Annotated in this window: 29 protein-coding genes and 1 riboswitch; of the genes, 18 read left to right on the top strand and 11 right to left on the bottom strand. The window is 72.7% G+C overall.

Features of this window, described 5'->3' with window-relative positions; all coding sequences use genetic code 11:
• Positions 1-49 precede the first annotated feature (49 nt).
• The 6 genes from metK to ABEA34_RS18055 all read left to right on the top strand — a co-directional run bounded on the left by metK (position 50) and on the right by ABEA34_RS18055 (position 7,165).
• Positions 50-1,240, top strand: coding sequence for a methionine adenosyltransferase (metK, locus tag ABEA34_RS18080; protein ID WP_345522878.1), 1,191 nt, complete (start codon positions 50-52; stop codon positions 1,238-1,240).
• A gap of 109 nt (positions 1,241-1,349) precedes the next feature.
• Positions 1,350-2,279: a hypothetical protein gene (locus ABEA34_RS18075; protein WP_345522877.1), complete on the top strand. Its 930-nt coding sequence runs from the start codon at positions 1,350-1,352 to the stop codon at positions 2,277-2,279.
• A 38-nt stretch (positions 2,280-2,317) separates the two neighbouring features.
• Positions 2,318-4,339, top strand: coding sequence for a primosomal protein N' (locus ABEA34_RS18070; RefSeq protein WP_345522876.1), 2,022 nt, complete (start codon positions 2,318-2,320; stop codon positions 4,337-4,339).
• Positions 4,340-4,366: 27 nt separating this feature from the next.
• On the top strand, positions 4,367-4,912 hold the full coding sequence (gene def / locus ABEA34_RS18065) for a peptide deformylase (RefSeq protein ID WP_345522875.1): 546 nt from the start codon (positions 4,367-4,369) through the stop codon (positions 4,910-4,912).
• Positions 4,912-5,838, top strand: coding sequence for a methionyl-tRNA formyltransferase (gene fmt, locus ABEA34_RS18060; RefSeq protein ID WP_345522874.1), 927 nt, complete (start codon positions 4,912-4,914; stop codon positions 5,836-5,838). Before def ends, fmt begins: the two co-directional genes overlap by 1 nt.
• On the top strand, positions 5,828-7,165 hold the full coding sequence (locus tag ABEA34_RS18055; RefSeq protein ID WP_345522873.1) for an RsmB/NOP family class I SAM-dependent RNA methyltransferase: 1,338 nt from the start codon (positions 5,828-5,830) through the stop codon (positions 7,163-7,165). Before fmt ends, ABEA34_RS18055 begins: the two co-directional genes overlap by 11 nt.
• Here the strand turns inward: ABEA34_RS18055 and ABEA34_RS18050 are convergent, their stop codons facing one another.
• Genes ABEA34_RS18050 through ABEA34_RS18040 form a run of 3 tightly spaced genes read right to left on the bottom strand, consistent with a single transcriptional unit; the run spans position 7,166 to position 9,057 of the window.
• Entirely contained in the window at positions 7,166-7,765 is a 600-nt protein-coding gene (locus ABEA34_RS18050; protein WP_345522872.1) for a hypothetical protein, read from the bottom strand. It abuts the gene before it with no gap.
• A complete protein-coding gene (locus tag ABEA34_RS18045; protein ID WP_345522870.1) occupies positions 7,762-8,271 on the bottom strand; it encodes a SigE family RNA polymerase sigma factor in 510 nt (169 codons plus the stop codon). Before ABEA34_RS18045 ends, ABEA34_RS18050 begins: the two co-directional genes overlap by 4 nt.
• A 48-nt stretch (positions 8,272-8,319) precedes the next feature.
• Positions 8,320-9,057 (bottom strand): AAA family ATPase, encoded by a 738-nt coding sequence (locus tag ABEA34_RS18040; RefSeq protein WP_345522869.1) that lies wholly within the window; start codon positions 9,055-9,057, stop codon positions 8,320-8,322.
• 39 nt (positions 9,058-9,096) lie between these two features.
• Here ABEA34_RS18040 and ligD point away from each other — a divergent pair, with 39 nt between their 5' ends.
• From ligD to rpe, 3 genes are read left to right on the top strand one after another with little or no spacing between them, the layout of a single operon-like run.
• The gene (ligD, locus tag ABEA34_RS18035) at positions 9,097-10,065 is read left to right on the top strand and encodes a non-homologous end-joining DNA ligase (RefSeq protein ID WP_345522868.1); all 969 of its coding nucleotides are present in this window, start codon (positions 9,097-9,099) and stop codon (positions 10,063-10,065) included.
• The gene (locus ABEA34_RS18030; protein WP_345522867.1) at positions 10,062-10,358 is read left to right on the top strand and encodes a hypothetical protein; all 297 of its coding nucleotides are present in this window, start codon (positions 10,062-10,064) and stop codon (positions 10,356-10,358) included. Before ligD ends, ABEA34_RS18030 begins: the two co-directional genes overlap by 4 nt.
• Positions 10,359-10,369: 11 nt before the next feature.
• Positions 10,370-11,026, top strand: coding sequence for a ribulose-phosphate 3-epimerase (rpe, locus tag ABEA34_RS18025; RefSeq protein WP_345522866.1), 657 nt, complete (start codon positions 10,370-10,372; stop codon positions 11,024-11,026).
• On the opposite strand, the gene ABEA34_RS18020 is transcribed toward rpe, so the two are convergent.
• Positions 11,016-11,711, bottom strand: a complete 696-nt coding sequence (locus tag ABEA34_RS18020; protein ID WP_345522865.1) for a haloacid dehalogenase type II — start codon at positions 11,709-11,711, stop codon at positions 11,016-11,018. The genes rpe and ABEA34_RS18020 overlap by 11 nt on opposite strands.
• Positions 11,712-11,935: 224 nt before the next feature.
• Positions 11,936-12,077, top strand: a riboswitch (FMN riboswitch).
• 71 nt (positions 12,078-12,148) lie between these two features.
• Between ABEA34_RS18020 and ribD the strand changes: the two genes are divergently transcribed.
• Genes ribD through ABEA34_RS17980 form a run of 8 tightly spaced genes read left to right on the top strand, consistent with a single transcriptional unit; the run spans position 12,149 to position 17,832 of the window.
• On the top strand, positions 12,149-13,192 hold the full coding sequence (ribD, locus tag ABEA34_RS18015) for a bifunctional diaminohydroxyphosphoribosylaminopyrimidine deaminase/5-amino-6-(5-phosphoribosylamino)uracil reductase RibD (RefSeq protein ID WP_345522864.1): 1,044 nt from the start codon (positions 12,149-12,151) through the stop codon (positions 13,190-13,192).
• A gap of 1 nt (position 13,193) precedes the next feature.
• Positions 13,194-13,799 (top strand): riboflavin synthase, encoded by a 606-nt coding sequence (locus tag ABEA34_RS18010; RefSeq protein WP_345522863.1) that lies wholly within the window; start codon positions 13,194-13,196, stop codon positions 13,797-13,799.
• Positions 13,796-14,497, top strand: coding sequence for a nicotinamide mononucleotide transporter family protein (locus ABEA34_RS18005; protein WP_345522861.1), 702 nt, complete (start codon positions 13,796-13,798; stop codon positions 14,495-14,497). Before ABEA34_RS18010 ends, ABEA34_RS18005 begins: the two co-directional genes overlap by 4 nt.
• Positions 14,494-15,759, top strand: coding sequence for a bifunctional 3,4-dihydroxy-2-butanone-4-phosphate synthase/GTP cyclohydrolase II (locus ABEA34_RS18000; RefSeq protein WP_345522860.1), 1,266 nt, complete (start codon positions 14,494-14,496; stop codon positions 15,757-15,759). The genes ABEA34_RS18005 and ABEA34_RS18000 overlap by 4 nt, the downstream gene beginning before the upstream one ends.
• Before the next feature lies 1 nt (position 15,760).
• On the top strand, positions 15,761-16,246 hold the full coding sequence (ribH, locus tag ABEA34_RS17995) for a 6,7-dimethyl-8-ribityllumazine synthase (protein WP_345522859.1): 486 nt from the start codon (positions 15,761-15,763) through the stop codon (positions 16,244-16,246).
• Between the two features lie 11 nt (positions 16,247-16,257).
• Positions 16,258-16,521 (top strand): phosphoribosyl-ATP diphosphatase, encoded by a 264-nt coding sequence (locus tag ABEA34_RS17990; protein WP_345522857.1) that lies wholly within the window; start codon positions 16,258-16,260, stop codon positions 16,519-16,521.
• Positions 16,522-16,532: 11 nt separating this feature from the next.
• A complete protein-coding gene (hisG, locus tag ABEA34_RS17985) occupies positions 16,533-17,381 on the top strand; it encodes an ATP phosphoribosyltransferase (protein WP_345522855.1) in 849 nt (282 codons plus the stop codon).
• Positions 17,365-17,832, top strand: a complete 468-nt coding sequence (locus tag ABEA34_RS17980; RefSeq protein ID WP_345522853.1) for a PH domain-containing protein — start codon at positions 17,365-17,367, stop codon at positions 17,830-17,832. Before hisG ends, ABEA34_RS17980 begins: the two co-directional genes overlap by 17 nt.
• Here the strand turns inward: ABEA34_RS17980 and ABEA34_RS17975 are convergent.
• From ABEA34_RS17975 to ABEA34_RS17945, 7 genes are read right to left on the bottom strand one after another with little or no spacing between them, the layout of a single operon-like run.
• Positions 17,825-18,376: a 4-amino-4-deoxy-L-arabinose transferase gene (locus ABEA34_RS17975; RefSeq protein ID WP_345522852.1), complete on the bottom strand. Its 552-nt coding sequence runs from the start codon at positions 18,374-18,376 to the stop codon at positions 17,825-17,827. The genes ABEA34_RS17980 and ABEA34_RS17975 overlap by 8 nt on opposite strands.
• Positions 18,360-19,577, bottom strand: a complete 1,218-nt coding sequence (locus tag ABEA34_RS17970) for an amino acid deaminase/aldolase (RefSeq protein WP_345522851.1) — start codon at positions 19,575-19,577, stop codon at positions 18,360-18,362. Before ABEA34_RS17970 ends, ABEA34_RS17975 begins: the two co-directional genes overlap by 17 nt.
• Positions 19,577-20,002 (bottom strand): hypothetical protein, encoded by a 426-nt coding sequence (locus ABEA34_RS17965; protein WP_345522849.1) that lies wholly within the window; start codon positions 20,000-20,002, stop codon positions 19,577-19,579. The genes ABEA34_RS17970 and ABEA34_RS17965 overlap by 1 nt, the downstream gene beginning before the upstream one ends.
• A 35-nt stretch (positions 20,003-20,037) precedes the next feature.
• A complete protein-coding gene (locus ABEA34_RS17960) occupies positions 20,038-21,198 on the bottom strand; it encodes an LLM class flavin-dependent oxidoreductase (protein ID WP_345522848.1) in 1,161 nt (386 codons plus the stop codon).
• The gene (locus ABEA34_RS17955; RefSeq protein ID WP_345522846.1) at positions 21,198-22,211 is read right to left on the bottom strand and encodes an ABC transporter substrate-binding protein; all 1,014 of its coding nucleotides are present in this window, start codon (positions 22,209-22,211) and stop codon (positions 21,198-21,200) included. The genes ABEA34_RS17960 and ABEA34_RS17955 overlap by 1 nt, the downstream gene beginning before the upstream one ends.
• The gene (locus ABEA34_RS17950) at positions 22,208-22,996 is read right to left on the bottom strand and encodes an ABC transporter ATP-binding protein (protein WP_345522845.1); all 789 of its coding nucleotides are present in this window, start codon (positions 22,994-22,996) and stop codon (positions 22,208-22,210) included. The genes ABEA34_RS17955 and ABEA34_RS17950 overlap by 4 nt, the downstream gene beginning before the upstream one ends.
• Positions 22,984-23,805 (bottom strand): ABC transporter permease, encoded by an 822-nt coding sequence (locus ABEA34_RS17945; RefSeq protein WP_345522844.1) that lies wholly within the window; start codon positions 23,803-23,805, stop codon positions 22,984-22,986. The genes ABEA34_RS17950 and ABEA34_RS17945 overlap by 13 nt, the downstream gene beginning before the upstream one ends.
• Positions 23,806-23,935: 130 nt before the next feature.
• Between ABEA34_RS17945 and ABEA34_RS17940 the strand changes: the two genes are divergently transcribed.
• A complete protein-coding gene (locus tag ABEA34_RS17940) occupies positions 23,936-24,472 on the top strand; it encodes an SseB family protein (RefSeq protein ID WP_345522843.1) in 537 nt (178 codons plus the stop codon).
• Positions 24,473-24,648: the final 176 nt, after the last annotated feature.

The following is a 24,648-nucleotide window of genomic DNA, read 5'->3' as shown; positions in this document are numbered from 1 at the left end:
GACGCCAGTTAGGGTGTCCCGCAACACCATCACGCATCAAGGAGCAGTAGTGACCGGACGTCTTTTCACGTCGGAATCGGTGACCGAGGGCCACCCGGACAAGATCGCCGACCAGATCAGCGACTCCGTCCTCGACGCATTGCTCGAGCAGGACCCGCACAGCCGGGTCGCTGTCGAGACGCTGCTGACGACGGGCCTCGTGGTCGTCGCCGGCGAGGTCACCACGACCGGCTACGTCGACATCAAGCAGAAGGTCCGCGACCGGATCCTCGAGATCGGCTACGACTCGTCGGAGAAGGGCTTCGACGGCGCCTCCTGTGGCGTCATGGTCGCCATCGGCGGCCAGTCCGGCGACATCGCCCAGGGCGTCGACACCGGGCACGAGAGCCGCACCGGCTCCGTGGACGCGATGGACAAGCAGGGCGCGGGCGACCAGGGCCTGATGTTCGGCTACGCCTGCGACGACACCGACGTGCTGATGCCGCTGCCGATCGTGATCGCGCAGCGTCTCGCCGAGCAGCTGAGCGCCGTCCGCAAGGACGGCTCGCTGCCCTACCTGCGCCCCGACGGCAAGACCCAGGTCACCATCGAGTACGACGCCGACAACCGTCCGGTGCGCGTCGACACGGTCGTCCTCTCGACGCAGCACGCCGAGGACGTCGAGCTCGACGCCCTCGAGGCCGACATCAAGAAGCACGTCATCGACCCGGTCCTCGACACCTTCAAGATCCCGTCCGACGGCTACCGACTGCTGGTCAACCCGACCGGACGCTTCGTCGTCGGTGGCCCGATGGGTGACGCCGGCCTGACCGGCCGCAAGATCATCGTCGACACGTACGGCGGCATGGCCCGTCACGGCGGTGGCGCGTTCTCGGGCAAGGACCCGTCGAAGGTCGACCGCTCCGCCGCGTACGCCATGCGCTGGGTCGCCAAGAACGTCGTCGCCGCGGGCCTGGCCCGCCGCTGCGAGGCCCAGGTCGCCTACGCCATCGGCAAGGCGCAGCCCGTCGGCGTCTTCATCGAGACGTTCGGCACCGGCACCGTCTCCGACGAGAAGATCCAGGAGGCCGTGCTGGAGGTCTTCGACCTGCGCCCGGCCGCGATCATCCGCGACCTGGACCTGCTGCGCCCGATCTACGCGAAGACCGCGGCGTACGGCCACTTCGGCCGCGAGCTCCCCGAGTTCACCTGGGAGCGCACCGACCGCGCCGACGCGCTGAAGGCCGCCGCCGGCGCCTGAGAGTCACCGCATCCGGCCAACGGACCTGCCCCGGTCGGGGCAGGTCCGTTGGTCGTGGTGGCGCTACTGTGCTTGCGGGTGACCTGTCTCATACCGCCCAGGGGCTCCGATGGCACGGACACGACTGCTCGGCCGCTCCGCGACCGCTGCGGCGCTCGTCAGCACGGGACTCCTCGCACTGAGCGGGACGGCGGCGTCGGCCGATCGAGGCGACCGCGCGCTCGCGAGCTCGGTGACCATCGAGGGAACGCCCCGGGTGGGGGAGCTGCTGACCTTGGTCACCACGTTCGGGGAGGGGCACTCGCCGTGGGCCCTCGAAGCCTTCTGGCAGAGCGACGGCCCCGTCGTGGGAGGAGGCTCGAGCTACCGACTCACACCCGACGACCTCGGTCACCAGATCTCGGTCACGGTCATCATCACCCCTACACCGAGTGACCCCCCGGTGGGCATGGGTGGCGCGTCGGTGGGGCCGGTCCAGCCGGGTCTGATGACACCAGCGACGCCGGAGATCGCCGGAACCGCCGCGCTCGGCCAGACGTTGACGGTCACGGTCGGCGCCTGGAAGCCGGCCGGCACCGCCGTGACCTACCAGTGGATGCGCCACGGGGTCGCGATCGACGCAGCGACGTCCCCGACGTACCACGTGGCGCCTGCCGACGTGGGCGCCGACCTCGGGGTGCGAGTGACAGGGACCAGTCGCGGCTACGAGACGACCGAGGTCTCGAGCGCCGCAACGGCGCTGGTTGCTCCTGGCGATCTGCTGCCTCCCACGCCTGCCATCAGGGGGAGGGTGCGGGTGGGCTCGACCTTGAGAGCGGCGGGGAGGTGGCGTCCCGCCGGCGTGACCCTGCGGTTCCGCTGGCTGCGCAACGGAGCGCCGGTGCCCCGGGCGACGCGGGCCGCGTACCACCTCGTCAGGGCCGACCAGGGCAAGCGGATCTCGGTGCGGGTCACGGGCCGCAAGACCGGCTACACGACGGCGACGGCGACCTCGAAGGCCACGGCGAAGGTGAAGGCGAAGCCCCAGAAACGTCGCTAGCCCGGAGGCCGTCCGCGGGCGCTGGTAGAACTGCGCCCATGACCCCCGCCGACGACCCCGAGCTGCTGCCGGGCATGGCGCGGGCGTCGGTCAAGGCGTCCCAGGCCAAGGCGCGGGCGACGAGGGCGCGCAAGGCCGCGGAGGCGGAGCCGACGGCGGTCGACCCGGTCGCCCGGGTGCTCGTCGACGTGCCGCTGGCGCACCTCGACCGGACCTTCGACTACCTGGTCCCCGTCGCGATGGCCGACACGGCGGTGCCCGGCGCCCGGGTCAAGGTGCGGTTCGCCGGCCAGGACGTCGACGGCTACGTGCTGGCCCGCGGCGCCGAGAGCGACCACACGGGCAGGCTCACCCCGCTGCGCCGGGTGGTCAGCCCCGAGCCGGTCCTGCACCCGGCCATCGCCGCGCTGGCCGGCGAGCTCGCGGAGAGGTACGCCGGCACCCGCTCCGACCTGCTGCGGCTCGCCGTACCCCAGCGGCACGCCACCACCGAGAAGGAGCCGTCCCCGCCCGCCGGGCCGTGGCAGCACGACCCCGCCGCGGGGGAGACGGCCTGGGTCGACCACCAGCCCGGGCCCGCGTTCCTGCGCCACCTCACCACCGGCGGGAGCCCGCGCGCCGTCTGGTCGGCCGCGCCCGCCACGGACTGGCCGCTCCTGGTCGCGCACGCGGCGGCCGCCACCCACGCCTCCGGCCGCGGGGTGGTGATCTGCGTGCCCGACGGCAAGGACGTGGCGCGGGTCGACCGGGCGCTGATCGCCGTCCTGGGCGAGGGCCAGCACGTCACGCTGACCGCGGACGCCGGCCCGGCCCGGCGCTACCGCGACTTCCTGGCCGTCAGCCGGGGCGCCCGGCGGGTCGTCGTCGGCACGCGGGCCGCCAGCTTCGCGCCTGCCCGGGACCTCGGGCTGGTCGTCATCTGGGACGACGGCGACGACCTGCACGCCGAGCCGCGGGCGCCGTACCCGCACACGCGCGAGACGCTCCTCCTGCGCGCGGAGCAGGAGGGCGCCGGCGCCCTGGTCGGTGGGTTCGTGCGGACGGTCGAGGCGGCGTACCTCCTCCGGACCGGCTGGGCCAACCAGATCGCCGCCGACCGGGCAGAAGTACGCCGCCGCGTGACCGTGCAGATCGCCGGCGAGGAGAGCGACCGCACGCGCGGCGGGGCGCGCATCCCCCGCGAGGTCCACCTGGCCGTCCGCGAGGCCCTGGAGTCGGGTCCGGTGCTCGTCCAGACCCCGCGGGTCGGCTACGTCAACGTGCTCGCCTGCGAGCGCTGCCGCACACCCGCCCGCTGCGAGGTGTGCCAGGGGCCGCTGGCCCTGAGCGGCCCGGCGGTCCCGCCCTCGTGCCGGTGGTGCGGCACCGTCGACGAGGCGTGGGCGTGCCGCGAGTGCGGTCACCGCGGGCTGCGGGCGCCGGTGCTCGGGGACGCCCGGACGGCCGAGGAGCTGGGCCGGGCGCTGCCCAACGTCCGGATCCGCACCAGCTCCGGCGACACCGTGCTCGCCCTGGTGTCCGGCGCCCACCAGGTCGTCGTCGCCACGCCCGGCGCCGAGCCGGTCGCCGAGGGCGGGTACGCCGCCGTCGTGCTGCTGGACACCTGGCTGCTGCTCTCCCGGATCGACCTGCGGGCCGAGGAGGAGGCCTTGCGCCGATGGGCCGACGCCGCCGCGCTCGTCCGGCCCGGGGGTCGGGTCGTCGCGGTCGGCGACCCCGCCCACCCGGCGCTGCAGGCCCTGGTGCGCTGGGACCCCGCCGGCCATGCGGAGCGCGAGACCGACGAGCGGCTCGCCGCCCACCTGCCGCCCGCGAGTCGGCTCGCGACCATCACCGGCGAGCCCGGTGCCGTCGACGACGCGGTCACCCTGCTCGCCGCTCCGGCCTCCGCCGAGGTCCTGGGGCCGGTGGACCTCCCGGAGGGGGAGAGCCGGGTGGTCGTCCGGGTGCCCCGGGCCGAGGGCGCCGACCTCTCCCGTGCGCTCGGCGAGCTCCAGCGGCTCCGCTCGGCGCGCAAGCTCGACGCCGTACGCATCCAGGTGGATCCGCCGACGTTGTAGGCGAGGGCCGCTCACTAGACTCGGTGCGTGCCCATCCAACCGATCCGCCTCTTCGGCGACCCGGTCCTCCGCAAGCCCGCGATCGAGGTGGTCGACTTCGACAAGGAGCTGCGCCGCCTCGTCGAGGACCTCACCGACACCATGCTGGAGGCGCCCGGGGCCGGCCTGGCCGCCCCGCAGATCGGCGTGGGCCTGCGCGTCTTCACCTGGAACGTCGACGGCGAGCTCGGCCACCTGGTCAACCCACGGCTGGTGCTCTCCGAGGACACCCAGCACGGCCCCGAGGGCTGCCTGTCCATCCCGGACCTGAGCTTCGACTGCACCCGTGCACTCTCCGTGGTCGCCCACGGCTTCGACATGCACGGCGAGCCGCTGCTGGTCGAGGGCTCCGAGCTGCTCGCCCGCGCGATCCAGCACGAGACCGACCACCTCGACGGCATCCTCTTCGTCGACCGGCTCGACACCGACGGCCGCAAGGCTGCGATGAAGGCGATCCGCGAGGCCGAGTGGTTCGGCCTCGACCGGCCCCAGGTCAAGGTCTCGCCGCACGCCACCAACGGCTTCGGTTTCTGATGCGCCTGGTCTTCGCCGGCACCCCCGAGGTCGCCGTCCCCAGCCTGGACGCGCTGGCTGCCTCCCGCCACGAGCTGGTCGGCGTCGTCACCCGGCCCGACGCCCCGTCGGGACGCGGGCGCAAGCTGACCCCCAGCCCGGTCGCGCTGCGCGCCGAGGAGCTCGGCATCCCCGTGCTCAAGCCCGAGCACCCGCGCGACCCGGACTTCCAGGCCGCGCTGCGCGCCCTCGAGCCGGACTGCTGCCCGGTGGTCGCGTACGGCGCCCTGCTGCCCCAGTCGGCCCTCGACATCCCGGCCCACGGGTGGGTCAACCTGCACTTCTCGGTGCTGCCGCACTGGCGTGGTGCCGCACCCGTGCAGCACGCCATCTGGAACAACGACGAGGTCACCGGCGCGACGACCTTCCTGATCGTCAAGGAGCTCGACGCCGGCCCGACGTACGGCGTGATGACCGAGCGGATCCGCCCCGACGACACGTCGGGCTCGCTCCTGGAGCGGCTCGCCGAGGGCGGGTCCGGACTGCTCGTCGCCACCCTCGACGGCATCGAGGACGGCGAGCTGGTCGCGCGGCCCCAGCAGGACGACGGGGTGTCCTTCGCCCCGAAGGTCCTGGTCGAGGATGCCCGCATCGACTGGTCCCGGGTCGCCATCGCGATCGACTGCCAGGTCCGTGCCTGCGACCCGGCGCCCGGCGCGTGGACGACGTACGCCGGCGAGCGGGTCAAGGTCGGCCCGGTCACGATCACCGACCGGCCGCTGCCCGTCGGTCAGCTGGAGGTCGGCAAGTCCGAGGTCCTCGTCGGCACCGGCACCCACGCCGTACGCCTGGGTGACGTCAAGCCGTTCGGCAAGAAGCAGATGCCCGCCGCCGACTGGGCTCGCGGCCAGCGCATCGAGAGCGGCGCCGGCTTCGATGCCCCGTAGCCAGCAGCGGGGCGCGGTCGACCCGGCCCGGAAGGTCGCCTTCGAGGTGCTCAAGGCGGTTCGCGTCGACGACGCCTACACCAACCTCGTGCTGCCGGCCCTGCTCCGCGAGCACCGGCTGTCCGGCCGGGACGCCGCGTTCGCGACCGAGCTCGCGTCCGGGACGATCCGGTGGCAGGGCACGTACGACGCGATCCTCGCCGCGTGCATCGACCGCCCGCTGCGGAAGGTCGAGTCCAAGGTGCTCGACGCCCTGCGGCTCGGCACCCACCAGCTGCTGGCGATGCGGGTGCCGACGCACGCGGCGATCAGCACGACCGTCGACCTGGTGCGCTTCCGGGTCAGCTCGGGCGCCGCCGGCTTCGCCAACGCCGTGCTGCGCAAGGTCTCGGCGCAGGACCTGGCCGCGTGGGTCGCCCAGGTCGGGACCGACCGGGCCACCGCCTTCAGCCACCCGGCGTGGGTCGTCGACGAGCTGCGTGCGGCGCTCGGCCGCGACGACGAGCTCGACGCCCTGCTGGCCGCGGACAACGAGCCGCCCAAGGTCACGCTCGTGGCCCGGCCGGGGCGCTCGACGCGCGACGAGCTGCCGGGGGAGCCGACCGCCTTCTCGCCGTACGGCGTCGTGCTGGCGGGTGGCGACCCCGGGCAGCTGCCGGCGGTCGTCCAGGGGCGGGCAGGCGTGCAGGACGAGGGCTCCCAGCTGGTGGCGATCGCCGCTGCCGGGGCGCCGGTCGACGGCGTCGACGCGCGGTGGCTCGACCTCTGCGCCGGCCCGGGCGGCAAGGCCGCGCTGCTGGCCGCGCTGGCGGCCGAACGCGGTGCCGGGCTGGTCGCCTCCGAGCGGCAGCAGCACCGCGCGCTGCTCGTGCAGCGGGCGCTGCGCCGGGCGGCCGGCGTCACCGGGATCGTGACCGCCGACGGCACGACCCCGCCGTACCGTCCCGGCACCTTCGACCGGGTCCTCGTCGACGCGCCCTGCACCGGCCTGGGCGCCCTGCGGCGACGGCCCGAGGCGCGCTGGCGCCGGCGACCCGCCGACCTGGTCGAGCTCACCACCCTGCAGCGCAAGCTGGTCGACGCCGCCCTGGACCTCGTCCGGCCCGGCGGGATCGTGCTCTACGCGACCTGCTCGCCGGTGCTGGGCGAGACGAGCGGGGTGGTCACCGCCGTCCTGGAGGGCCGCGACGACGTCGTCCTCGAGGACGTCGGCCGGGTGCTTCCCGACGTGCCTGACGCCGCGGGTCCGCTGCCCGGCACGATGCAGCTGTGGCCGCACCGCCACGGCACCGACGCGATGTTCCTGGCGCTGCTGCGGCGGCAGTAGCTACTGCCGCCACCGCGACTGGTAGCGCAGGGCGTCGACGAGCTCGTCGATCACCGCCTGCGGAGTGCCAGGCGAGGCCTGCACGGTGACGAAGTAGTTGTCCCCGACGTGCACGACCTGGCTCGCGGGACGGTCCGGGTCGCCGCCTGACCAGGCGTCCAGCTCGGCCTTGGGGCGGACGTTCACACTGAGCGCGTAGCCGCCCTTGGTCGCCGGGAACTTGTCGTCGGCAGCCGTGCCGATGCCCCATCCGCGCAGCGTCGGCGCGACGTGAACGGGGAGACGCTGGTCGCGCAGCTGGTCCTCGTGCGACCGGGTCGGGGGCACGACGTCCGCCGGGGTGGTCGCCGAGGCGGAGGGTGTGGGCTGGGTGGCGACGCTCGGTCCGGTGCCGGCCGTGCTCCCGGAGCCGCCGAGCGAGGCCGCGACGACCCCGACCGCGACGGCCGCGGCCGCCGTACCGGCGAGCGAGACGGCGACGGTGCGGCGGCGCCGCAGGCGGGCGCCGGTGCGCGTGGAGACGCGGATGAGGTGGTCGACGTCGGGGTGCTCGTCGCGGACGCGGTCTCGCAGCGCGGTGGTGAGGTCGTCGTGGGTCATGAAGGGGTCCTCTCGATGAAGTCGGCGCCGAGCAGGGGCCGCAGCCGCTGGAGCGCACGCAGGGATCGGGTGCGTACGGCGCCCTCGCTGATCCCGAGGTCGTGCGCCGTCTCGGCGACGCTGCGGTCCTCCCAGTAGCGCAGCACCAGCACCGCCCGGTCGGCCGGCGGCAGGGTGGCGAGCGCGTCCAGGAGGTCCAGCCGCGTCGTGGGGTCGTCCTCGGGGACGGAGGGCTCCGGTCCGAGGGTGGGATCGGCCGGGAGCTCGCTGTTGCGACGGAGCCGCCGGTGGGAGAAGTACGTGTTGAGCAGCGTCCTCCGGGCATAGGCGAGCGGGTCGTCGGCTCGGGAGACCCGTCGCCAGGAGGCGTAGACCCGGGCGTACGTCGCCTGGGTCAGGTCGTCGGTCAGGTGGTGGTCGCCGGTGAGCAGCAGCGCGGCGCGGTGCAGCCGGGGCGCGGTCGCCCGCACGAACTCGGTGAACTCCTCGGCGTCGTTCCTCGTCACACCCATGAGACTCCTCGAGACCCGTCCCGCGTTACACCGCAGGCCGCATCAGTCGAGCACGTGGCGCAGGTAGCGGCCCGGCGCCTCCAGGTAGGCCTTCCAGTGCGTGACCAGCTCGAGCTCCTCCCACGTCGTACGGCGTAGCCCCCAGTCGCCGACCTCGAGGATCGTGGCGCCCGGCATCGCCGCCAGCACCGGCGAGTGGGTGGCGCACAGCACCTGGCCCCCGCTCTCGACGAGCCGGCCGAGCGCGCCGATCAGCGCGAGGGTCGACGAGAAGGACAGCGCGGCCTCCGGCTCGTCCAGGCAGTAGAAGCCGGGGGAGTCGAAACGGGTGCGGAGCACCTCGAGGAACGACTCGCCGTGGCTCATCTCGTGGAAGAGCGGCTCCGGCGGCCCGGGTCGCGGCGGTGCCGGGTTGTCCTCGAGGTAGCTGTAGAAGCCGTGCATGGTCTCCGCGCGCAGGAAGAAGCCCCGCCGGCTGGCGGCGAGCCCGCGCTGCAGGCGGAGGGTCGAGCCCAGCGGGGACTCGGAACGACGGGTCGCGTGCTGGCTGCCGGTGGAGCCGCCCTCGGTGCCGAGACCGAAGGCCTCGGCCACGGCCTCGACGATCGTCGACTTGCCCGAGCCGTTCTCACCGACCAGGAACGTCACGAACGGCGAGAGCTCCAGGCCGGCTGCGGCGAGCTGCGCGACGGCCGGGACGGTCATCGGCCACTGTCCCGGCGGCATCCGTCGTTCGGCATCGACGTCGACGCGCACGACGGGCGGCTGGTCGAAGTCCACGTCCGAACCGTACGACGGGCCACCCCCTAGATTGGGCGCATGCCCACGAAGTCGCCGTCGGTCGAGATCGAGGTCGACGACCGGGTGGTGCGCATCAGCAATCCCGACCGCGTCTACTTCCCGGAGAGCGGCGCGACCAAGCTCGACCTCGTCGAGTACTACTTGGCCGTCGGTCCCGGCATCGTCAACGCCCTCTTCGAGCGGCCGTGCATGCTGCACCGGTTCCCGAAGGGTCTGGCCGGCGACAAGGTGCACCAGAAGCGGGTGCCGCAGGGCGCCCCGCCCTGGCTCGAGACCGTGCAGCTGCACTTCCCGCGCTGGAACCGGACCGCCGACGAGCTCTGCGTCACCGAGCTCGCCGCGGTGATCTGGGCCGTGCAGATGTCGACCGTCGAGTTCCACCCGTGGAACAGCCGCCGCGAGGACACCGAGGTGCCGGACGAATGGCGCATCGACCTCGACCCGGGGCCGCTCAGCGACTACGACCAGGTCCGCCGGGTCGCGCACGTGGCCCACGAGGTCCTCGACGAGCTCGGCGCCGTCGGCTTCCCCAAGACCAGCGGCAGCAAGGGCATGCACGTCTACGTGCGGATCCGTCCCGAGCACGGGTTCAAGCAGGTACGCCGCGCCGCGCTCGCGTTCGCCCGCGAGGTCGAGCGCCGAGCCCCCGACGACGTCACGACCACGTGGTGGAAGAAGGACCGCGACCCGCACCACCTCTTCGTCGACTACAACCAGAACGCGCGCGACCACACCATCGCCGCGGCGTACTCGGTCCGCGGCCTGCCCGACGCCCGCGTGTCGACGCCGATCCGCTGGGACGAGGTCGACGACGCCGACCCGCACGACTTCACGATCTTCACGGTGCCGGACCGGTTCGCCGAGCTCGGTGACCTGCACGCCGACATCGACGACCACGCCTTCGACATCACGCCCCTGCTGGAGTGGGCGGAGCGCGACGAGAGCCAGGGCGCGGAGCCACCGGTCGACACCGAGGAGGAAGCATGAGCGGGTTGGGTACGCCGGCGGAGCCGGTGGGCGACGCGAACGGCAGCAGGCCCGAGGTCTGGATCGGCACGCGGCGCCTGGCGTGCCTGGTCTGCGGGGAAGGCTTGTTCACCTACCGCCCGGTGCTCCTCAACACCCCGGGGATGACCTATGCGGGCCTCGACTGGCTGAACAAGACCGCGGTCGGCGCGGTCTGCCTCGAGTGCGGCTTCGTCCACGAGTTCCTCAGCGACCAGGTCACCTGGCGATCACCCGAGCAGGGCTCGGCATCGCCCACGGCGACCGCTCACTAGACTCGTCGCCCGTGGGCCACATCCAGATCACGCCGAGCATCCTCAACGCCGACTTCGCCCGCCTGGGCGAGGAGGTCGCGCGGATCGGCAGCGCCGACTGGGTCCATGTCGACGTCATGGACAACCACTTCGTGCCCAACCTGACCTTCGGCCCTGCCATGGTCGAGGCGCTGGCCCGGTCCACCGACGTCCCGCTCGACGCCCACCTCATGATCGAGGACGCCGACGACAACGCCCTGGCGTACGTCGACGCCGGGTGCGGCTCGGTCACCTTCCACGTCGAGGCCACCAAGGCGCCCGTCCGGCTCGCCCGCGAGATCCGCGCCCACGGCGCCCGGGCGAGCATGGCGCTCAAGCCCGCGACGCCGATCGACCCCTACGAGGACCTGCTCGCCGAGCTCGACATGGTGCTGATCATGACGGTCGAGCCCGGCTTCGGCGGCCAGAAGTTCCTCGACCTGTGCCTGCCCAAGATCCGCCGCGCCCGCGAGCTGATGGACAAGCACGGCGTCGAGACCTGGCTCCAGGTCGACGGCGGTGTCTCGCTCGAGACCATCGAGCGCTGCGCCGAGGCCGGTGCCGACGTCTTCGTCGCGGGGTCGGCCGTCTACTCCGCCGACGACCCCGACCGGATGATCGGCGAGCTGCGCGCCCGCGTCACGGGATGACGACCAGCTCCGCGAGCTCGCCGATGGTCGCCACGCTGAGATCGAACCGGTCGTCGTCCTCGGCGCTCGTGCCCGGTCGTCGGATCAGCGCCGTCCGGTAGCCGTGGCTCGCAGCCGCGTCCAGGTCCCACGGGTGGGCGGCGACGAAGAGCATCTGCTCGGTGGGGATCCGCAGCTGGGTGGGCGGGAGCTGGTACATCGCGGCCGCGGGCTTGAACGTCCGCGCCAGGTCCGCGCTCAGGACGAGGGTCCAGCGGAGCCCCGCGTGCACGAAGGTGTCCGTCATCTGCGGGACGCTGCCGTTGGTGAGGGCCACGACGGCGTAGCGCTCCGCCAGCCTCGCGAGAGCGGCGACCGAGTCCGGCCACGGGTCGAGCCGGTGCCCCACGGTGGCCAGGGCCTCGACGGCGGACTCCGGCACGTCCCAACCTCGCGACCGGAGCAGGTCCCTGAGGGCGGCACCCCGGATCGTGTCGCTGTCGGTCCAGTCGGCGCCCTCGGAGCGGACGGCGTCCATGCGGGCGCGCATCTCGCGGTCCCACTCCTCGAGGAACGACGAGAGCTCCCCGGCGGGGAGGGCGGCGGCCGAGAACAGCTCGCGGGCCGCGCGTTCCACCGTCGCGTCCTCGTCGACGACGGTCCCGAGCACGTCGAACACCACGGCACGGATCTTGGCGAGCTCCATGGGACCTCCTCGTCGGTGGACCAGCCGGCCCCAGTCCACCACAGCTGTGTTCGCCCTCGAGCCCGTCGATCCGCGCCTCGGAGTCAGCGGACCGGGATCTCGTCGTACGTCGAGCCGTCGCGGACACGCTGACGTGGCCGTCCCAGGTCTGTGCCCAGATGTGATCCGTCCCACGGAGCCCGTTTCGGGGCGTTGTGGCAGACTCTTCTTGACGAGTTTTCAACTCGCGTGCTCTGGGGTCGGTGTAATTCCGAGCCGGCGGTGACTGAGAGATCAGAAGTCCGCGACCCGCTCACAGCCAGTGAGCGGTTGACCAGGTGAGAATCCTGGACCGACGGTTAAAGTCCGGATGGGAAGCGCACGCAGGTGTCGTCACGTACGTCGTACGTGACGACCCGTCTGCCCCGGAGTCCGCGATCGGACACGAGGGGCCCGTGATGACCAGCACCGCCGCCGAGCAGGCAGCCATGCGGCGCGCCCTCGTGCTGGCGGCGACCCCGGGCGTCCCGCTCGGGCCCAACCCTCGCGTCGGCTGCGTCCTGGTCGACGACGACGGCGCCACCGTCGCGGAGGGTTACCACCGCGGCGCCGGCACGCCCCATGCCGAGGCCGACGCGCTGGCGCAGGCCGGGAGCCGGGCCGTCGGGACCACCGCCGTCGTCACCCTCGAGCCGTGCAACCACACCGGCCGCACGGGCCCGTGCGCCCAGGCTCTCGTGGACGCCGGCGTACGACGGGTGGTGTTCGCCCAGGCCGACCCCAACCCGGCGGCGGCCGGCGGCGGCGACACCCTGCGCGCCGCCGGTGTCGAGGTCGAGGGCGGCCTGCTGGTCGACGAGGCGCGCGCGCTCAATCGTGTCTGGACGTTCGCCGTCGAGCACGGTCGCCCGTTCGTCACCTGGAAGTTCGCCACCACCCTCGACGGCCGCAGCGCGGCCGCCGACGGCACCAGCCGCTGGGTCAGCTCCCGCGCGTCCCGCCTCGACACCCACCGGCTGCGCGCGCTCTGCGACGTGATGCTGGTCGGCGCCAACACCGTGGCGGTCGACGACCCGCTGCTGACCGTCCGCGACGCGCATGACCAGCCGCTCGCCCACCAGCCCCTGCGTGCGGTCATGGGGGAGCGCGACCTCGACCCCGGCCGCCGGATCTTCAACGGCGACGCCGAGTCGGTCCACCTGCGCACCCGCGACCCGCACGCCGCCCTCGCCGAGCTCTACGCCCGCGACCGCCAGCACGTCTTCCTCGAGGGCGGACCCACCCTCGCCGCCGCCTTCCTGCGGGCCGGGCTCGTCGACGAGATCGTCGTGTACGTCGCGCCGATGCTCCTGGGGGCAGGCCGCTCCGCCGTCGCCGACCTCGGAATCACCACCATCGCCCATGCGTTCCGCCCCCGGGTCACGGACATCACCGTGCTCGATGGGCAGAGCGACGGCGAGGAAGCCAACGTTCGCCTGACCCTCACCCCCGAGAGGCACTGACATGTTCACCGGCATCGTCGAAGAGCTCGGCACCGTCGCCGCGATCGAGGACCAGGGCGACGCGATCCGCCTCAGCATCCACGCCACCACCGTGCTCGAGGACGCCCACCTCGGCGACTCGATCTCGGTCAACGGCTGCTGCCTGACGGTCACCACCTTCGACGCCGGCACCTGGACCGCCGACGTCATGCAGGAGACCCTCGACAAGACCAGCCTCTACGGCGTACGCCCCGGCGACCGGGTCAACCTGGAGCGCGCGGTCACCGCCGACAAGCGCCTCGGCGGCCACATCGTGCAGGGCCACGTCGACGGCGTCGGCACCGTGCTGGGCCGGACCCCGAGCGAGCACTGGGAGGTCGTCGAGATCGCGCTGCCCACCGAGCTCAGCCGCTACCTCGTCGACAAGGGCTCGATCACCGTCGACGGGGTCAGCCTCACCGTCGTCGAGGCCGGGGACGACCGGTTCACGGTCAGCCTGATCCCCGAGACCCTGGCCCGCACCACCCTCGGCGGCCGGCAGCCGGGCGACCGGGTCAACCTCGAGGTCGACATCATCGCCAAGTACGTCGAGCGCCTGCTGCCCTACTCCGGGGAGCCGCGACCATGAGCGCGCTCTCGAGCCTGTACGACGCCCACCTGACGATCGCCGGCCACCCGATCACCTGGCGCGAGATCCTCGGCAACGCGTTCGGCTTCGCCTCCGCGGTCGGCGGCCTGCGCCGCCGGGTCTGGGCGTGGCCGGTCGGCATCGTCGGCAACGTCCTGCTCTTCACAGTCTTCATCGCGGCGACCTTCGACGCGCAGGCCCAGCAGCCGCTCTTCGGCCAGGCCGGCCGCCAGGTCTTCTTCATCATCACGAGCATCTACGGCTGGCAGCGGTGGCAGCAGGCCAAGCGCGCCCACGGCGGTGGCGACGTCCCGGCCGTCGACCCCCGGTGGGCCACCGCACGCGAGCGGATGGCCTACCTGGTCGCCGCCGCGGCCGGCGTCCTCGTCTGCCAGTGGGTCTTCTCCGTCATCGGCGCCGGCTGGCCCGCGCCGCGTTGGTACTACTGGTGCGACGCCTGGATCTTCGTCGGCTCGATGCTCGCGACGTACGCCATGGCCCGCGGCTGGAACGACTTCTGGCTCGCCTGGATCGCCGTCGACCTCGTCGGCGTGCCGCTGCTGTGGCACTCCGGCTACTACCCCTCGGCGGTCCTCTACGTCTTCTACGGCGTGCTCTGCATCGCCGGCTTCATCACCTGGTGGCGCGCCACGAAGGCCGCCCCCGAGCAGCATCATCGAGAGAAGGTCGCAGCATGACCCACGAGCCCCAGCACGACGGTGTGCGCCTCGACAGCATCGAGCGCGCGATCGCCGACATCGCCGACGGCAAGGCCGTCATCGTCGTCGACGACCAGACCCGCGAGAACGAGGGCGACATCATCTTCGCCGCCAGCAAGGCGACCCCGGAGCTGATGGCGTTCACGATCCGGCACAGCAGCGGCGTGATCTGCGTGCCGATGCCCGCCGACATGCTCGACCGCCTCGAGATCCCGCTGATGACCCCGCACAACAAGGACAAGCTGCGCACGGCGTACACGATCTCGGTCGACGCGCGTGACGGCGTCAGCACCGGCATCTCCGCGGCGGACCGCGCCCACACCGCCCGGGTGCTCGCCGACTCGGCGACCGAGCCGTGGGAGATCACCCGCCCGGGCCACGTCTTCCCGCTGCGCTACCGCGAGGGCGGCGTGCTCGTCCGCCGCGGCCACACCGAGGCGGCCGTCGACCTGGCCACGCTCGCCGGGCTCACCCCGGCCGGCGTCCTGGTCGAGGTCGTCAACGACGACGGCACCATGAAGCGCGCGCCCGAGCTGCGGGCGTTCGCCGACGAGCACGGCCTCGCCATGATCTCGATCGACGACCTGGTTCGCTACCGCCGTCGCCACGAGAACCTCGTCGAGCGGGTCGCCGAGACCCGCCTGCCGACGCGGCACGGCGACTTCACGGCCTACGGCTACCGGATCACGGTCGACGACTCCGAGCACATCGCCCTGGTGTACGGCGACGTCTCCGGCCCCGAGCCGGTGCTGACCCGGGTGCACTCCGAGTGCCTGACCGGCGACGTCTTCGGCAGCAGTCGCTGCGATTGCGGGCCGCAGCTCGACGAGGCGCTGGAGCGCATCGTCGAGGAGGGGCGCGGCGTGGTCGTCTACCTGCGCGGCCACGAGGGCCGGGGGATCGGCCTGGTCGCCAAGCTGCAGGCCTACCAGCTCCAGGACGGCGGCCGCGACACCGTCGACGCCAACCTCGACCTGGGGCTGCCTGCCGACGCACGCCACTACGGCACGGCGACCCAGGTGCTCCGCGACCTCGGCGTCACCAACGTCCGGCTGATGACCAACAACCCCGACAAGGTCGACAACCTCGAGGACTTCGGCGTCCACGTCGCCGAGCGGGTGGCGCTGACCCCGCACCCCAACGACCACAACCTGGCCTACCTGCTGACCAAGCGGGACCGGATGGGCCACGACCTCCCCAACCTCGCTGCCGAGGCAGCCGAGCTCGCGAACGGAGCCTGACATGTCCGGACACGGAGCACCCGACCAGGAGATCTTCGACGCCAGCGGCCTCAGGGTCGCCGTCGTCGCGGCCAGCCGGCACACCCAGGTGATGGACGGCCTGCTCGCCGGCGCCGAGCGCGCGCTGGCGGCGTACGGCGTCGCCGATGCGCGCACCGTCCGCGTGCCCGGCACCTTCGAGCTGCCCGTCGTCGCGAGCGCGCTCGCCGCGCAGGGGTACGACGCGGTCGTGGCGCTCGGCGTCGTGATCCGCGGCGGGACGCCGCACTTCGACTACGTCTGCAACGCCGCGACCGACGGCCTGGTCCGGGTCGGCCTCGACCACACGGTCGCCGTCGGGTTCGGCGTGCTCACCTGCGACAACGACGAGCAGGCGCTCGACCGGGCCGGGCTGCCGGACTCGCGGGAGGACAAGGGCTACGAGGCCACGTCGGCCGCGCTGCTCACCGCCCGGACCCTGGGGGAGATCGCCGCACCCACGCCGTAGGCTGGCCGACTGTGAAGACGTTCGACGAGCTCTGGACCGAGCTGAGTGAGAAGGCCCGGTCGCGCCCCGAGGGATCCGGCACCGTGCAGGAGCTCGACGCCGGTGTGCATTTCATCGGGAAGAAGCTGGTCGAGGAGGCCGCCGAGTCCTGGATGGCCGCTGAGCACGAGGGCAAGGAGCGGGCGGCCGAGGAGATCAGCCAGCTGCTCTACCACGCCCAGGTGCTGATGCTCGCGACCGGCATCGAGCTCGACGACGTCTACGCCCACCTCTGAAGGCCACCCCCATGTCTCTCCTCAGAATCGCGGTCCCCAACAAGGGGTCGCTCTCGCAGTCGGCCACCGAGATCCTGCGCGAGGCCGGCTACCGGCAGCGCGAGGACTCCAAGCAGCTGACCCTCATCGACACCGAGAACGGCGTCGAGTTCTTCTACCTGCGCCCGCGCGACATCGCCCTGTACGTCGGCGAGGGCACGCTCGACGTCGGCATCACCGGCCGCGACCTGCTGCGTGACTCCGGCGCGAAGGCCGAGGAGGTCACCGGCCTCGGCTTCGGCCGCAGCCGCTTCCGCTTCGCCGGCCCGCAGGGCTCCTACACCGACCTGAGCCAGCTCGCCGGCACCCGGATCGCCACGTCGTACGTCGGAGTCGTGCGCGCGTTCCTCGAGGAGCGCGGCATCGAGGCGACCGTCGTCCGGCTCGACGGCGCCGTCGAGACCAGCATCCAGCTCGGCGTCGCCGACGTGATCGCCGACGTCGTCGAGACCGGCAGCACCATGCGCCAGGCCGGCCTGGAGGTCTTCGGCGAGACCATCCTCGAGTCCGAGGCGGTCCTGGTGACCCGCGGCGGCTCGGTGCCGCCCGGATTCGAGGTCTTCAAGCGCCGCATCGAGGGCGTCCTGGTCGCCCGCAGCTACGTGATGATGGACTACGACATCGAGTCCGCCCACGTCACCGCCGCGGTCGCCCTGACCCCCGGCATCGAGGGTCCGACGATCGCCCCGCTCCATCGCGAGGGCTGGGTGGCGGTGCGGGCGATGGTCCCGCGCGAGGGCTCCCAGCGGCTGATGGACGACCTGTTCGACATCGGTGCCCGCGGCATCCTGCTCACCGACATCCATGCCTGCCGGCTCTGACCGCCCGGCGGTCCCGACCCTCCCGCACACCTGGCGGCCCTTCGGCGTGCGGATGGCCGGCGCCGTCCTGGGCGGTGGCCTGCTGGTGGTCTGCGCGCTGGCGTGGATCGGCTTCGACGACGAGACCCAGGCGAAGTTCAGCACCTTCCAGCGCGGGACCGTGATCGCGCTCGGGCTGTTCGCGTTCTCGCTCTGGTTCGCGTTGGTCCGCTCCCGCGTGGTCGCCGAGGCCGAGCGCCTGGTCGTCGTCAACGGCTACCGGCGCCGCGAGTACGCGTGGGCGCAGCTGGTCGCCGTCCACCTGCCGCCCGGCGCTCCGTGGGTCACCCTCGACCTGGCCGACGGCACCACGGCGGCCGTGATGGGCATCCAGGGATCGGACGGCGACCGGGCCCGTACGGCGGTCCGCCAGCTCCGCGCGATCGCGGACCAGCAGATCGGTTCTAGGTAGCCACGACCAGGTCGGCGCGCTCGCGGGTGCGGTGCCGGGTGAAGTGCTCCTGCTCGGCGACCGCCCACGCCTCCCAGTACGGCGCGAACGCCTCGCCGTCGCGCTCGATCCCGCGCCGCATCCGGACGTCGCGGTCCGCCTCGACCCACACCAGCACGGTGGCCAGGTCCGCGACGGCGAGCGAGCCCGAGCCGACGCCCTCGAGGACCAGCAGCGGACCCGGGTCGACGGCCACGGTCTCGGCGTACGCGCCCAGGACCCAGTCGTAGCGGCGGTAGCTGCCCGGGCGCCCGTCCGCGAGGGGGCGCAGCAGGCCGTCGAGCTGCGCGTCGACGGTGGGCAGCCCGGACCACCCCTCGTAGAGGTCGTCCATGTGCACCACCCGGACCTCGGGAGCGAGGAGGGCGACCTGCTCCGCGAGCGTGGTCTTGCCGGAACCCGACGGCCCGTCGACACAGATCAGCCGGCCGACGCCGAGGGTGGCCGACCGGGCGCGGGCGAGGTCGAGGACCGCCGCCGCGGACGGCTCAGAAGGCCTGGCCACACCCGCGGTAGCTCGGCACGGCGTCCACGAGCTCGCTGCCCGACAGCAGGTGCACCGTCAGCGCGTGCTCGAACGGCTCACCGGACTTGGCCGGGCGGAACCACACGAGGTCGCCGATCTCCAGCAGGTCGGCGGGCTGCCCGGTGATCGGGGTCTGCACCTCGCCGGCGCCCTCGAGGCTGGTCAGCTCCAGCCCGGCAGGTGCCCACGGGACCGGCAGGCGGTCGACGCCGGCCGGACCCGACGCGACGATGCCGCCACCGTGCACGGTGACCATGCCGGGCCCGGGACGCCGTACGACCGGGAGCCCGATGTACGACGCGGGACGCGGCTCGAAGGACCTGTAGTGGTCGAAGAGCGTCGGCACCAGGAGACCCGAGCCGGCGGCGATCTCCGTGACCACGGGGTCTTGGGCGGTCTCCTGCACCGAGCCGGACCCGCCGGCGTTCCAGAACTCGAGGTCGGTCAGCTGGCGCAGCTGGTGGTCGATCTCGCGACGGCGTACGGCGAGCTGCGACATCGACAGCGCCTTGAGCCGGCGGATGATCGCGGAGCGGGACCGGGCAGTCGGCACGGTGTCCTGCAGCCCGGCGACCTGCCCCTCGTAGGTCATCGCGCCGACGAGCCGGAACCCGTTGCGTGCGGTGATCTCCCGGGCCAGGGCGACGACCCCCGTCGTGTCCTGCAACGGCGACCGCTTCGGGCCCACGTGCTTGCCCGCGAGCCGGAGACCCGCATCGACGTCCACGCAGACGCGGACCGGGATGGTGGGGGAGACCCGGACGCTGTCGACCAGGTCGAGGTGCGGGGTGCTGTCGACCATCAGCGTGATCGCCGCGGCGGCCGACGGGGACGCGACCAGCTCGGCAAGCGCGCCCCGGTCGACGGTCGGGTAGGCGACCACGATGTCGTCGCAGATGCCCTGCGCGTGCAGCCAGAGCGCCTCGCGCAGGGTGAAGGCCAGCACCCCGTGGAACCCGTCGTGCGCCAGCGCTCGCTCGACGAGCGCCGGGATGCGCAGCGACTTGGACGCCACCCGGATCGGCAGCCCGTCGGCTCGCCGGACCAGGTCGTCGGCGTTGGCGTCGAAGGCGTCCAGGTCCACGACGAAGATCGGCGTCGGCAGCGGGACGCCCTGCTTGGCGACCGCGTCGCCCAGACGTGACCACAGCTGGTTGCGGTCCACGGAGCTGATGGGCATCAGTTGATGCCTCGCTTGCGCAGCAGCGCCTCGATGTCGGCCATGTCGCCATCTTCGGCCAAGGCGGGCCGGCCCTTGCGACCGGGTCCGGCAGGCGGGAGACCCTTGGCCTCGGCTGTCGGACCCACCTCGCGGGCCCGGATCCGGCCGGAGACGCCGATCAGCAGCACCGCGACCCCCGCCAGCACGATGCCCGTCCACACGACCGGGCTCCAGGCGACGTTGCTCGCCCAGTCGCCGATCTCACCGGCGATGCCGGTGAACATCTGCAGGGTCTTGGTCAGGTACGCCGCCAGCGGCAGCAGCGTGAAGCCCAGTCCCCGCAGCCCGGAGGCCAGGCCCCGGTTGCGGAAGGCGAACCAGGTCCAGATGCCACCGGCCACGGTCAGGCTGAGGGTGAGTGCCGCCCAGGCTGCGTCGTCCACGGTTCCAGCGTCCCACATGCCGGGTGAGCGCCGGCTCAGGCGTAGGCCGCCACCTCTGCGTGCGCCGCGGCGTTGCCGAGCAGGCCGCGGCGGCGCAGCACCGGAGCGACGCCCTCCGCGAACGTGTACGCCTCCTCGACGTGCGGGTAGCCGGACAGCACGAACTCGTCGATGCCGAGCCGGTGGTAGTCCTCGAGCCGGTCCGCGACCTCCTCGTGGCTGCCGACCAGCGCCGTCCCGGCGCCCCCGCGGACCAGGCCGACGCCGGTCCAGAGGTTGGGGCTGACCTCGAGCTCGCGCGCCGAGGAGTACGACGTCCGCGACCGCAGGCCGAGCATCCGGCGCTGGCCGGTCGACTCGCTCTGCTGCATCGCCTCCTGCGCCTTGGCGACCGTCGCCGGGTCGAGCCCGTCGAGCAGCCACTGGGCGTGCGCCCAGGCCTCCTCGGACGTGTCCCGCGACAGGGTGTGGATCCGGAGCCCGAAGCGGAGAGTGCGCCCCTGCTCGGCCGCGAGCCCGCGCATCCAGTCCAGCTTCTCCGCCACCTGCTCGAGCGGCTCGCCCCAGGTCAGGTAGACGTCCGCGTGCCGGGCCGCGACCGGGCCGGCCGGACCCGAGGACCCGCCGAAGTAGATCGGGGGCACCGGGTCGATGCCGCCACTGACCTGCGCGCCCTCGGCGTCGAAGTAGCGGCCGTGGAAGTCGTACGGCGCCTCGCTCCACGTCCCGCGGATCACGCTCAGGAATTCGTCGGTGCGGGCGTACCGCTCCTCCTTCGAGGCGGTGTCGCCGAACCGGGCCTGCTCGCGCGGCTCGCCGCCGGTGACGACGTTCAGCATCAGCCGGCCACCGGAGAGGCGCTGGTACGCCGCGGCCATCTGCGCCGCCAGCACCGGGTTGACCGTCCCGGGCCGGAAGGCGACCAGGAACTTCAGCCGCGTCGTCTCCCGCAGCAGTGCGGCCGTGGTCAGCCAGGCGTCCTCGCAGAACGTGCCCGTGGGCGTCAGCACGCCCTCGAAGCCGGCCTGCTCCGCCGTGCGCGCCACCTGGGCGAGGTAGTCGATCGTCGGCGGCCGGAAGTCGCTCTCCACCGTCTCTCCGAGGCCGGTGAGCCCGCCGGGCACGCCCTGGCCGGCGCCCACCAGGGAGCGGCTGTCGCCCGACGTGGGCAGGAACCAGTGCAGCTTGAGCCCCATCACTTCTCCCCGGTCGTGTACTCGTTGAAGTCGCCGATGAAGTAGGGCGAGACGTCGAACTTGCCGGGCAGCAGCTCGTTGGCCGCGAACGAGTCCGCCATCTTCTGCTCCGAGTCGATGACGGCCTGGTCGACCGGCACCGGCTTCACCTGTCGCTTCTTCACCGCGGCGAGGGTGATCTTGTCGGAGAGCCCGGTCTCCTCGGCCCACACCTTCGCCCAGTCCTCCTGGTGGGTCTGCGACCACACCTGGGCCCGCGCGATCCGCGACAGGTAGTCCTGGAGCGCGGTCTTGGTCGCCTTGTCGTCGAGACCGGCGTCGGACGCGACCTGGAAGTTGTAGCCGTTGGCCAGCTCACGGCCGTCGGCGATCACCTTCGCGCCGGCCTCCTGCTCGGCCTGGGACGTGAACGGCTCCCAGATCGCCCAGGCGTCCAGGTGCCCGGCCGAGAACGCGGCGAGCGCATCGCCCGGCTGGAGGTTCTTGACCGTGATGTCGGAGTACTTCACTCCGGCGGCCTGCAGCTGCGCGAGCAGGTTGTAGTTGGCCGAGCTGCCTTCGGCGACGCCCACCGTCTTGCCCTTCAGCTGGGAGACGTCCGTGATCGAGGAGTCCTTCGGCACGACGATCGCGTCACCCGTCCCGCCGTACGTCGCCGCCTGGACGACCTTGATCTCGCTCTTGCCGGCGGCCGCGAAGAGCGGCGGGGTGTTGCCGACGCCGCCGACGTGGAGGGCACCGGCGTTGAGCGCCTCGAGGAGCGGCGGCCCGGAGGTGAACTCCTTCCACTCGATCTTGTAGTCCACGTCGTCGAGCTGCCCGGCGGCCTGGAGCAGCGCCTTCGAGCCGCCCTTCTGGTCACCCACGATCAGGGTGACCTTCGAGAGGTCGACCTTGCCGTTGTCGTCGACGGCGCCCTCGTTGCCGGTGGCGTCGCCGCCGCAGGCTCCGAGGGCCAGGACGGCTCCGAGGACGGCTCCGAGGACGGCGCTCTTCGTACGGCGGCGGTTCATGCTGCTCCCTGCTTGTGGACGGGCGTGCGGTTCGGGTTGGCGGTCGTGGGGTGCACGCCGAGGGCGACGAGCATCTCGGCGCGGATCCGGGCGATCTCGGGCTTCGACGGCGCCCGGTCGTCGCGGCGCGGCTCGATCGACCACTCGCGGGCGATCCGGCCGTCGTCCATGACCAGCACCCGGTCGGCGAGCGCGATCGCCTCGTCGACGTCGTGGGTGACGATCAGGATTGCCATCGAGTGGCGACGCCACAGGTCGATGACGAGCTGGTGCATGTCGATCCGGGTCAGCGCGTCGAGCGCGCTGAACGGCTCGTCGAGCAGCATCAGCGCCGGGTTGCTGACCAGGGCCCGCGCCAGCGAGACCCGCTGGGCCTGACCGCCCGACAGCTGCAACGGCCAGGCGTCCAGCTTGTCGCCGAGGCCCACCTCGGCGAGCGTCTGCTCGGCGAGCTCGAAGCGCCGCTTGCGCTCGGACCCGTTGAGGAGGGCCAGGGCCACGTTCTCCCGGACCCTGCGCCACGGCAGCAGCCGGGGCTCCTGGAACGCGACCGAGGTCCGGCCCGACACCTCGACCTCGCCTGCGGGGGTCGGGTCCAGGTGCGCCAGGCTCCGCAGCAGCGTGGACTTGCCGCAGCCGCTGCGTCCGAGCAGGGCGACGAACTCACCCGGCGCGATGTCGAGGTCGATGGCCCGGAGCACGTGGGTGTCGCCGAAGGACCGGTGGTGGTCGCGGACCCGGGCGACGGGTCCGTCGGTGGTGGCGGGAGATGTCAGGCTCGCCATGCGAGGGCCTTCCTCTCGAGGTAGCGGACGATGGCGTCGGTGGTCAGGCCGAGCACGGCGTACACCGCGAGTCCGACGACGATGACGTCGGTCTGGTTGAAGTCACGGGCCTGGTTGATCATCGCGCCGATGCCGGTGTCGGCCCCGACGGTCTCCGCGACGATCACGGACAGCCAGGCGATGCCCAGGCTCTGGCGCAGGCCGACGAGCGTCTGCGGCAGCGCACCGGGCAGGACGACGTGGCGGACCTGCTGGCGCCGCGTCAGGTGCATCGAGCGGGCGGCCTCGAGCACCTTGCGGTCGATCCCGCGGATGCCGCCGAGGGTGTTGAGGTAGAGCGGGAAGCACGCGCCCAGCGCGATCAGCGTGACCTTGGGCAGCTCGCCGAGGCCGAACCAGGTGATGAAGAGCGAGATCAGCCCGAGGTGCGGCAGGGTCCGCAGGGCCTGCATGGGTGGGTCGATGGCGTCGTCACCGATCCGGCTGAGGCCGGCGATGACCGCCAGCAGGATGCCGATGGAGCCACCGATCGCCAGCCCGAGGAGCACGCGCTGGAGCGAGATCAGGGTCTCGGTCCCGAGGGTGCCGTCCTGGATCAGGTCGAGCGCGGTCGACGCGATCTGCGCAGGGGAGGCCATCGTGCGGGGATCGATGACCCCGCCCGTGCAGAGGAGCTGCCAGACGGTCAGGATGGCGATCGGAGACACCCAGCGCCGCAGGAACGCGAGGCGCGACCAGCGGCGGGAGCCGGAGGATCGTGGTCGTGGGGGAGCGGTGGTCGGCGGCCCGGCAAGGGCTGTCGTGGACATGGGGCTCATGTCTAGACCGCTTTCCCTTCTTAAATCAAGCGAAACACTCCACTTAAGATCATGGGACGCGTCACACGGCGCCGCCGGCGGCGGATTCGGCCCCCGGATGACCTCCGAGGACAATGGAGCCGTGCTCGAGCCCGACCCCACCCAGTCCCGCGTGATCCCCGACCCGGGGTTCGCCGGCGACGACGGCACGGCCGCCCCGGAGCTCGCGGCGGCCCTGGCGACGTGGCAGCACGACGCCTCGGCGTACCCCGAGGCGCTGGCGGCGCTCCAGCGCTCGCGCGTCCTGGTGCCCGTCATCGCGGTCCTCGGCGAGGTCGAGCTGGACGACGCCGGGCTGGCCCGCGAGAAGGACAGCGACATGGCGACCGTCCTGGTGCAGGGCACCGACGGGCGTCTGGCGCTGCTGGCGTTCACCGGCACGGCCGAGCTGGCGGGCTGGAACCCGCAGGCCCGCCCCGTCCCGGTCGCCGCCCAGGTCGCCGCCAGGTCGGCGCTCCAGGACGGCGCGGCGGCGCTGGTGGTGGACCTGGCGGGCCCGGTGCGGTTCGTCGTCGAGGGCGAGGACCTGCGGGGCCTGGCCGAGGGGTGGACGCTGGCCCGGGTCCCCGGCGGTGTCGCCTGGATTCGGCCCGACCGGGAATCTTCGGCTAGCATCTAGCGTTGACCGATCAGTTCCGACCCGACCGTCCGCGGAAGAGTCAGAGCAGATCTCACAAGCGGAGTCAGCAGCATCGTCTCCCACCCGCATCGACCGTCCTCGCAAGGGGTTGCTCCACAGGTCGTCGGGTCCGGTCCCGAAGGCTTGGCCTGCGGCGTGGACATGTTCCCCGGCGT

This window comes from Nocardioides conyzicola (genome assembly GCF_039543825.1).
GTDB classification, from domain to species: Bacteria; Actinomycetota; Actinomycetes; order Propionibacteriales; family Nocardioidaceae; genus Nocardioides; species Nocardioides conyzicola.
The sequence above is the reverse complement of the archived record's forward strand: the minus strand, read 5'-3'. Positions and strand labels throughout refer to the sequence as shown.

What these genes read in the sequence shown, in the direction of transcription:
- ABEA34_RS18075 (WP_345522877.1), top strand. Translation starts at nt 1,350, where the DNA reads ATGGCACGGACACGACTGCTCGGCCGCTCCGCGACCGCTGCGGCGCTC.
- ABEA34_RS18070 (WP_345522876.1), top strand. Translation starts at nt 2,318, where the DNA reads ATGACCCCCGCCGACGACCCCGAGCTGCTGCCGGGCATGGCGCGGGCG.
- fmt (WP_345522874.1), top strand. Translation starts at nt 4,912, where the DNA reads ATGCGCCTGGTCTTCGCCGGCACCCCCGAGGTCGCCGTCCCCAGCCTG.
- ABEA34_RS18055 (WP_345522873.1), top strand. Translation starts at nt 5,828, where the DNA reads ATGCCCCGTAGCCAGCAGCGGGGCGCGGTCGACCCGGCCCGGAAGGTC.
- ABEA34_RS18050 (WP_345522872.1), bottom strand. Translation starts at nt 7,765, where the DNA reads ATGACCCACGACGACCTCACCACCGCGCTGCGAGACCGCGTCCGCGAC.
- ligD (WP_345522868.1), top strand. Translation starts at nt 9,097, where the DNA reads ATGCCCACGAAGTCGCCGTCGGTCGAGATCGAGGTCGACGACCGGGTG.
- ABEA34_RS18030 (WP_345522867.1), top strand. Translation starts at nt 10,062, where the DNA reads ATGAGCGGGTTGGGTACGCCGGCGGAGCCGGTGGGCGACGCGAACGGC.
- ABEA34_RS18020 (WP_345522865.1), bottom strand. Translation starts at nt 11,711, where the DNA reads ATGGAGCTCGCCAAGATCCGTGCCGTGGTGTTCGACGTGCTCGGGACC.
- ribD (WP_345522864.1), top strand. Translation starts at nt 12,149, where the DNA reads ATGACCAGCACCGCCGCCGAGCAGGCAGCCATGCGGCGCGCCCTCGTG.
- ABEA34_RS18010 (WP_345522863.1), top strand. Translation starts at nt 13,194, where the DNA reads ATGTTCACCGGCATCGTCGAAGAGCTCGGCACCGTCGCCGCGATCGAG.
- ABEA34_RS18005 (WP_345522861.1), top strand. Translation starts at nt 13,796, where the DNA reads ATGAGCGCGCTCTCGAGCCTGTACGACGCCCACCTGACGATCGCCGGC.
- ABEA34_RS18000 (WP_345522860.1), top strand. Translation starts at nt 14,494, where the DNA reads ATGACCCACGAGCCCCAGCACGACGGTGTGCGCCTCGACAGCATCGAG.
- ribH (WP_345522859.1), top strand. Translation starts at nt 15,761, where the DNA reads ATGTCCGGACACGGAGCACCCGACCAGGAGATCTTCGACGCCAGCGGC.
- hisG (WP_345522855.1), top strand. Translation starts at nt 16,533, where the DNA reads ATGTCTCTCCTCAGAATCGCGGTCCCCAACAAGGGGTCGCTCTCGCAG.
- ABEA34_RS17980 (WP_345522853.1), top strand. Translation starts at nt 17,365, where the DNA reads ATGCCTGCCGGCTCTGACCGCCCGGCGGTCCCGACCCTCCCGCACACC.
- ABEA34_RS17970 (WP_345522851.1), bottom strand. Translation starts at nt 19,577, where the DNA reads ATGCCCATCAGCTCCGTGGACCGCAACCAGCTGTGGTCACGTCTGGGC.
- ABEA34_RS17960 (WP_345522848.1), bottom strand. Translation starts at nt 21,198, where the DNA reads ATGGGGCTCAAGCTGCACTGGTTCCTGCCCACGTCGGGCGACAGCCGC.
- ABEA34_RS17955 (WP_345522846.1), bottom strand. Translation starts at nt 22,211, where the DNA reads ATGAACCGCCGCCGTACGAAGAGCGCCGTCCTCGGAGCCGTCCTCGGA.
- ABEA34_RS17950 (WP_345522845.1), bottom strand. Translation starts at nt 22,996, where the DNA reads ATGGCGAGCCTGACATCTCCCGCCACCACCGACGGACCCGTCGCCCGG.
- ABEA34_RS17945 (WP_345522844.1), bottom strand. Translation starts at nt 23,805, where the DNA reads ATGTCCACGACAGCCCTTGCCGGGCCGCCGACCACCGCTCCCCCACGA.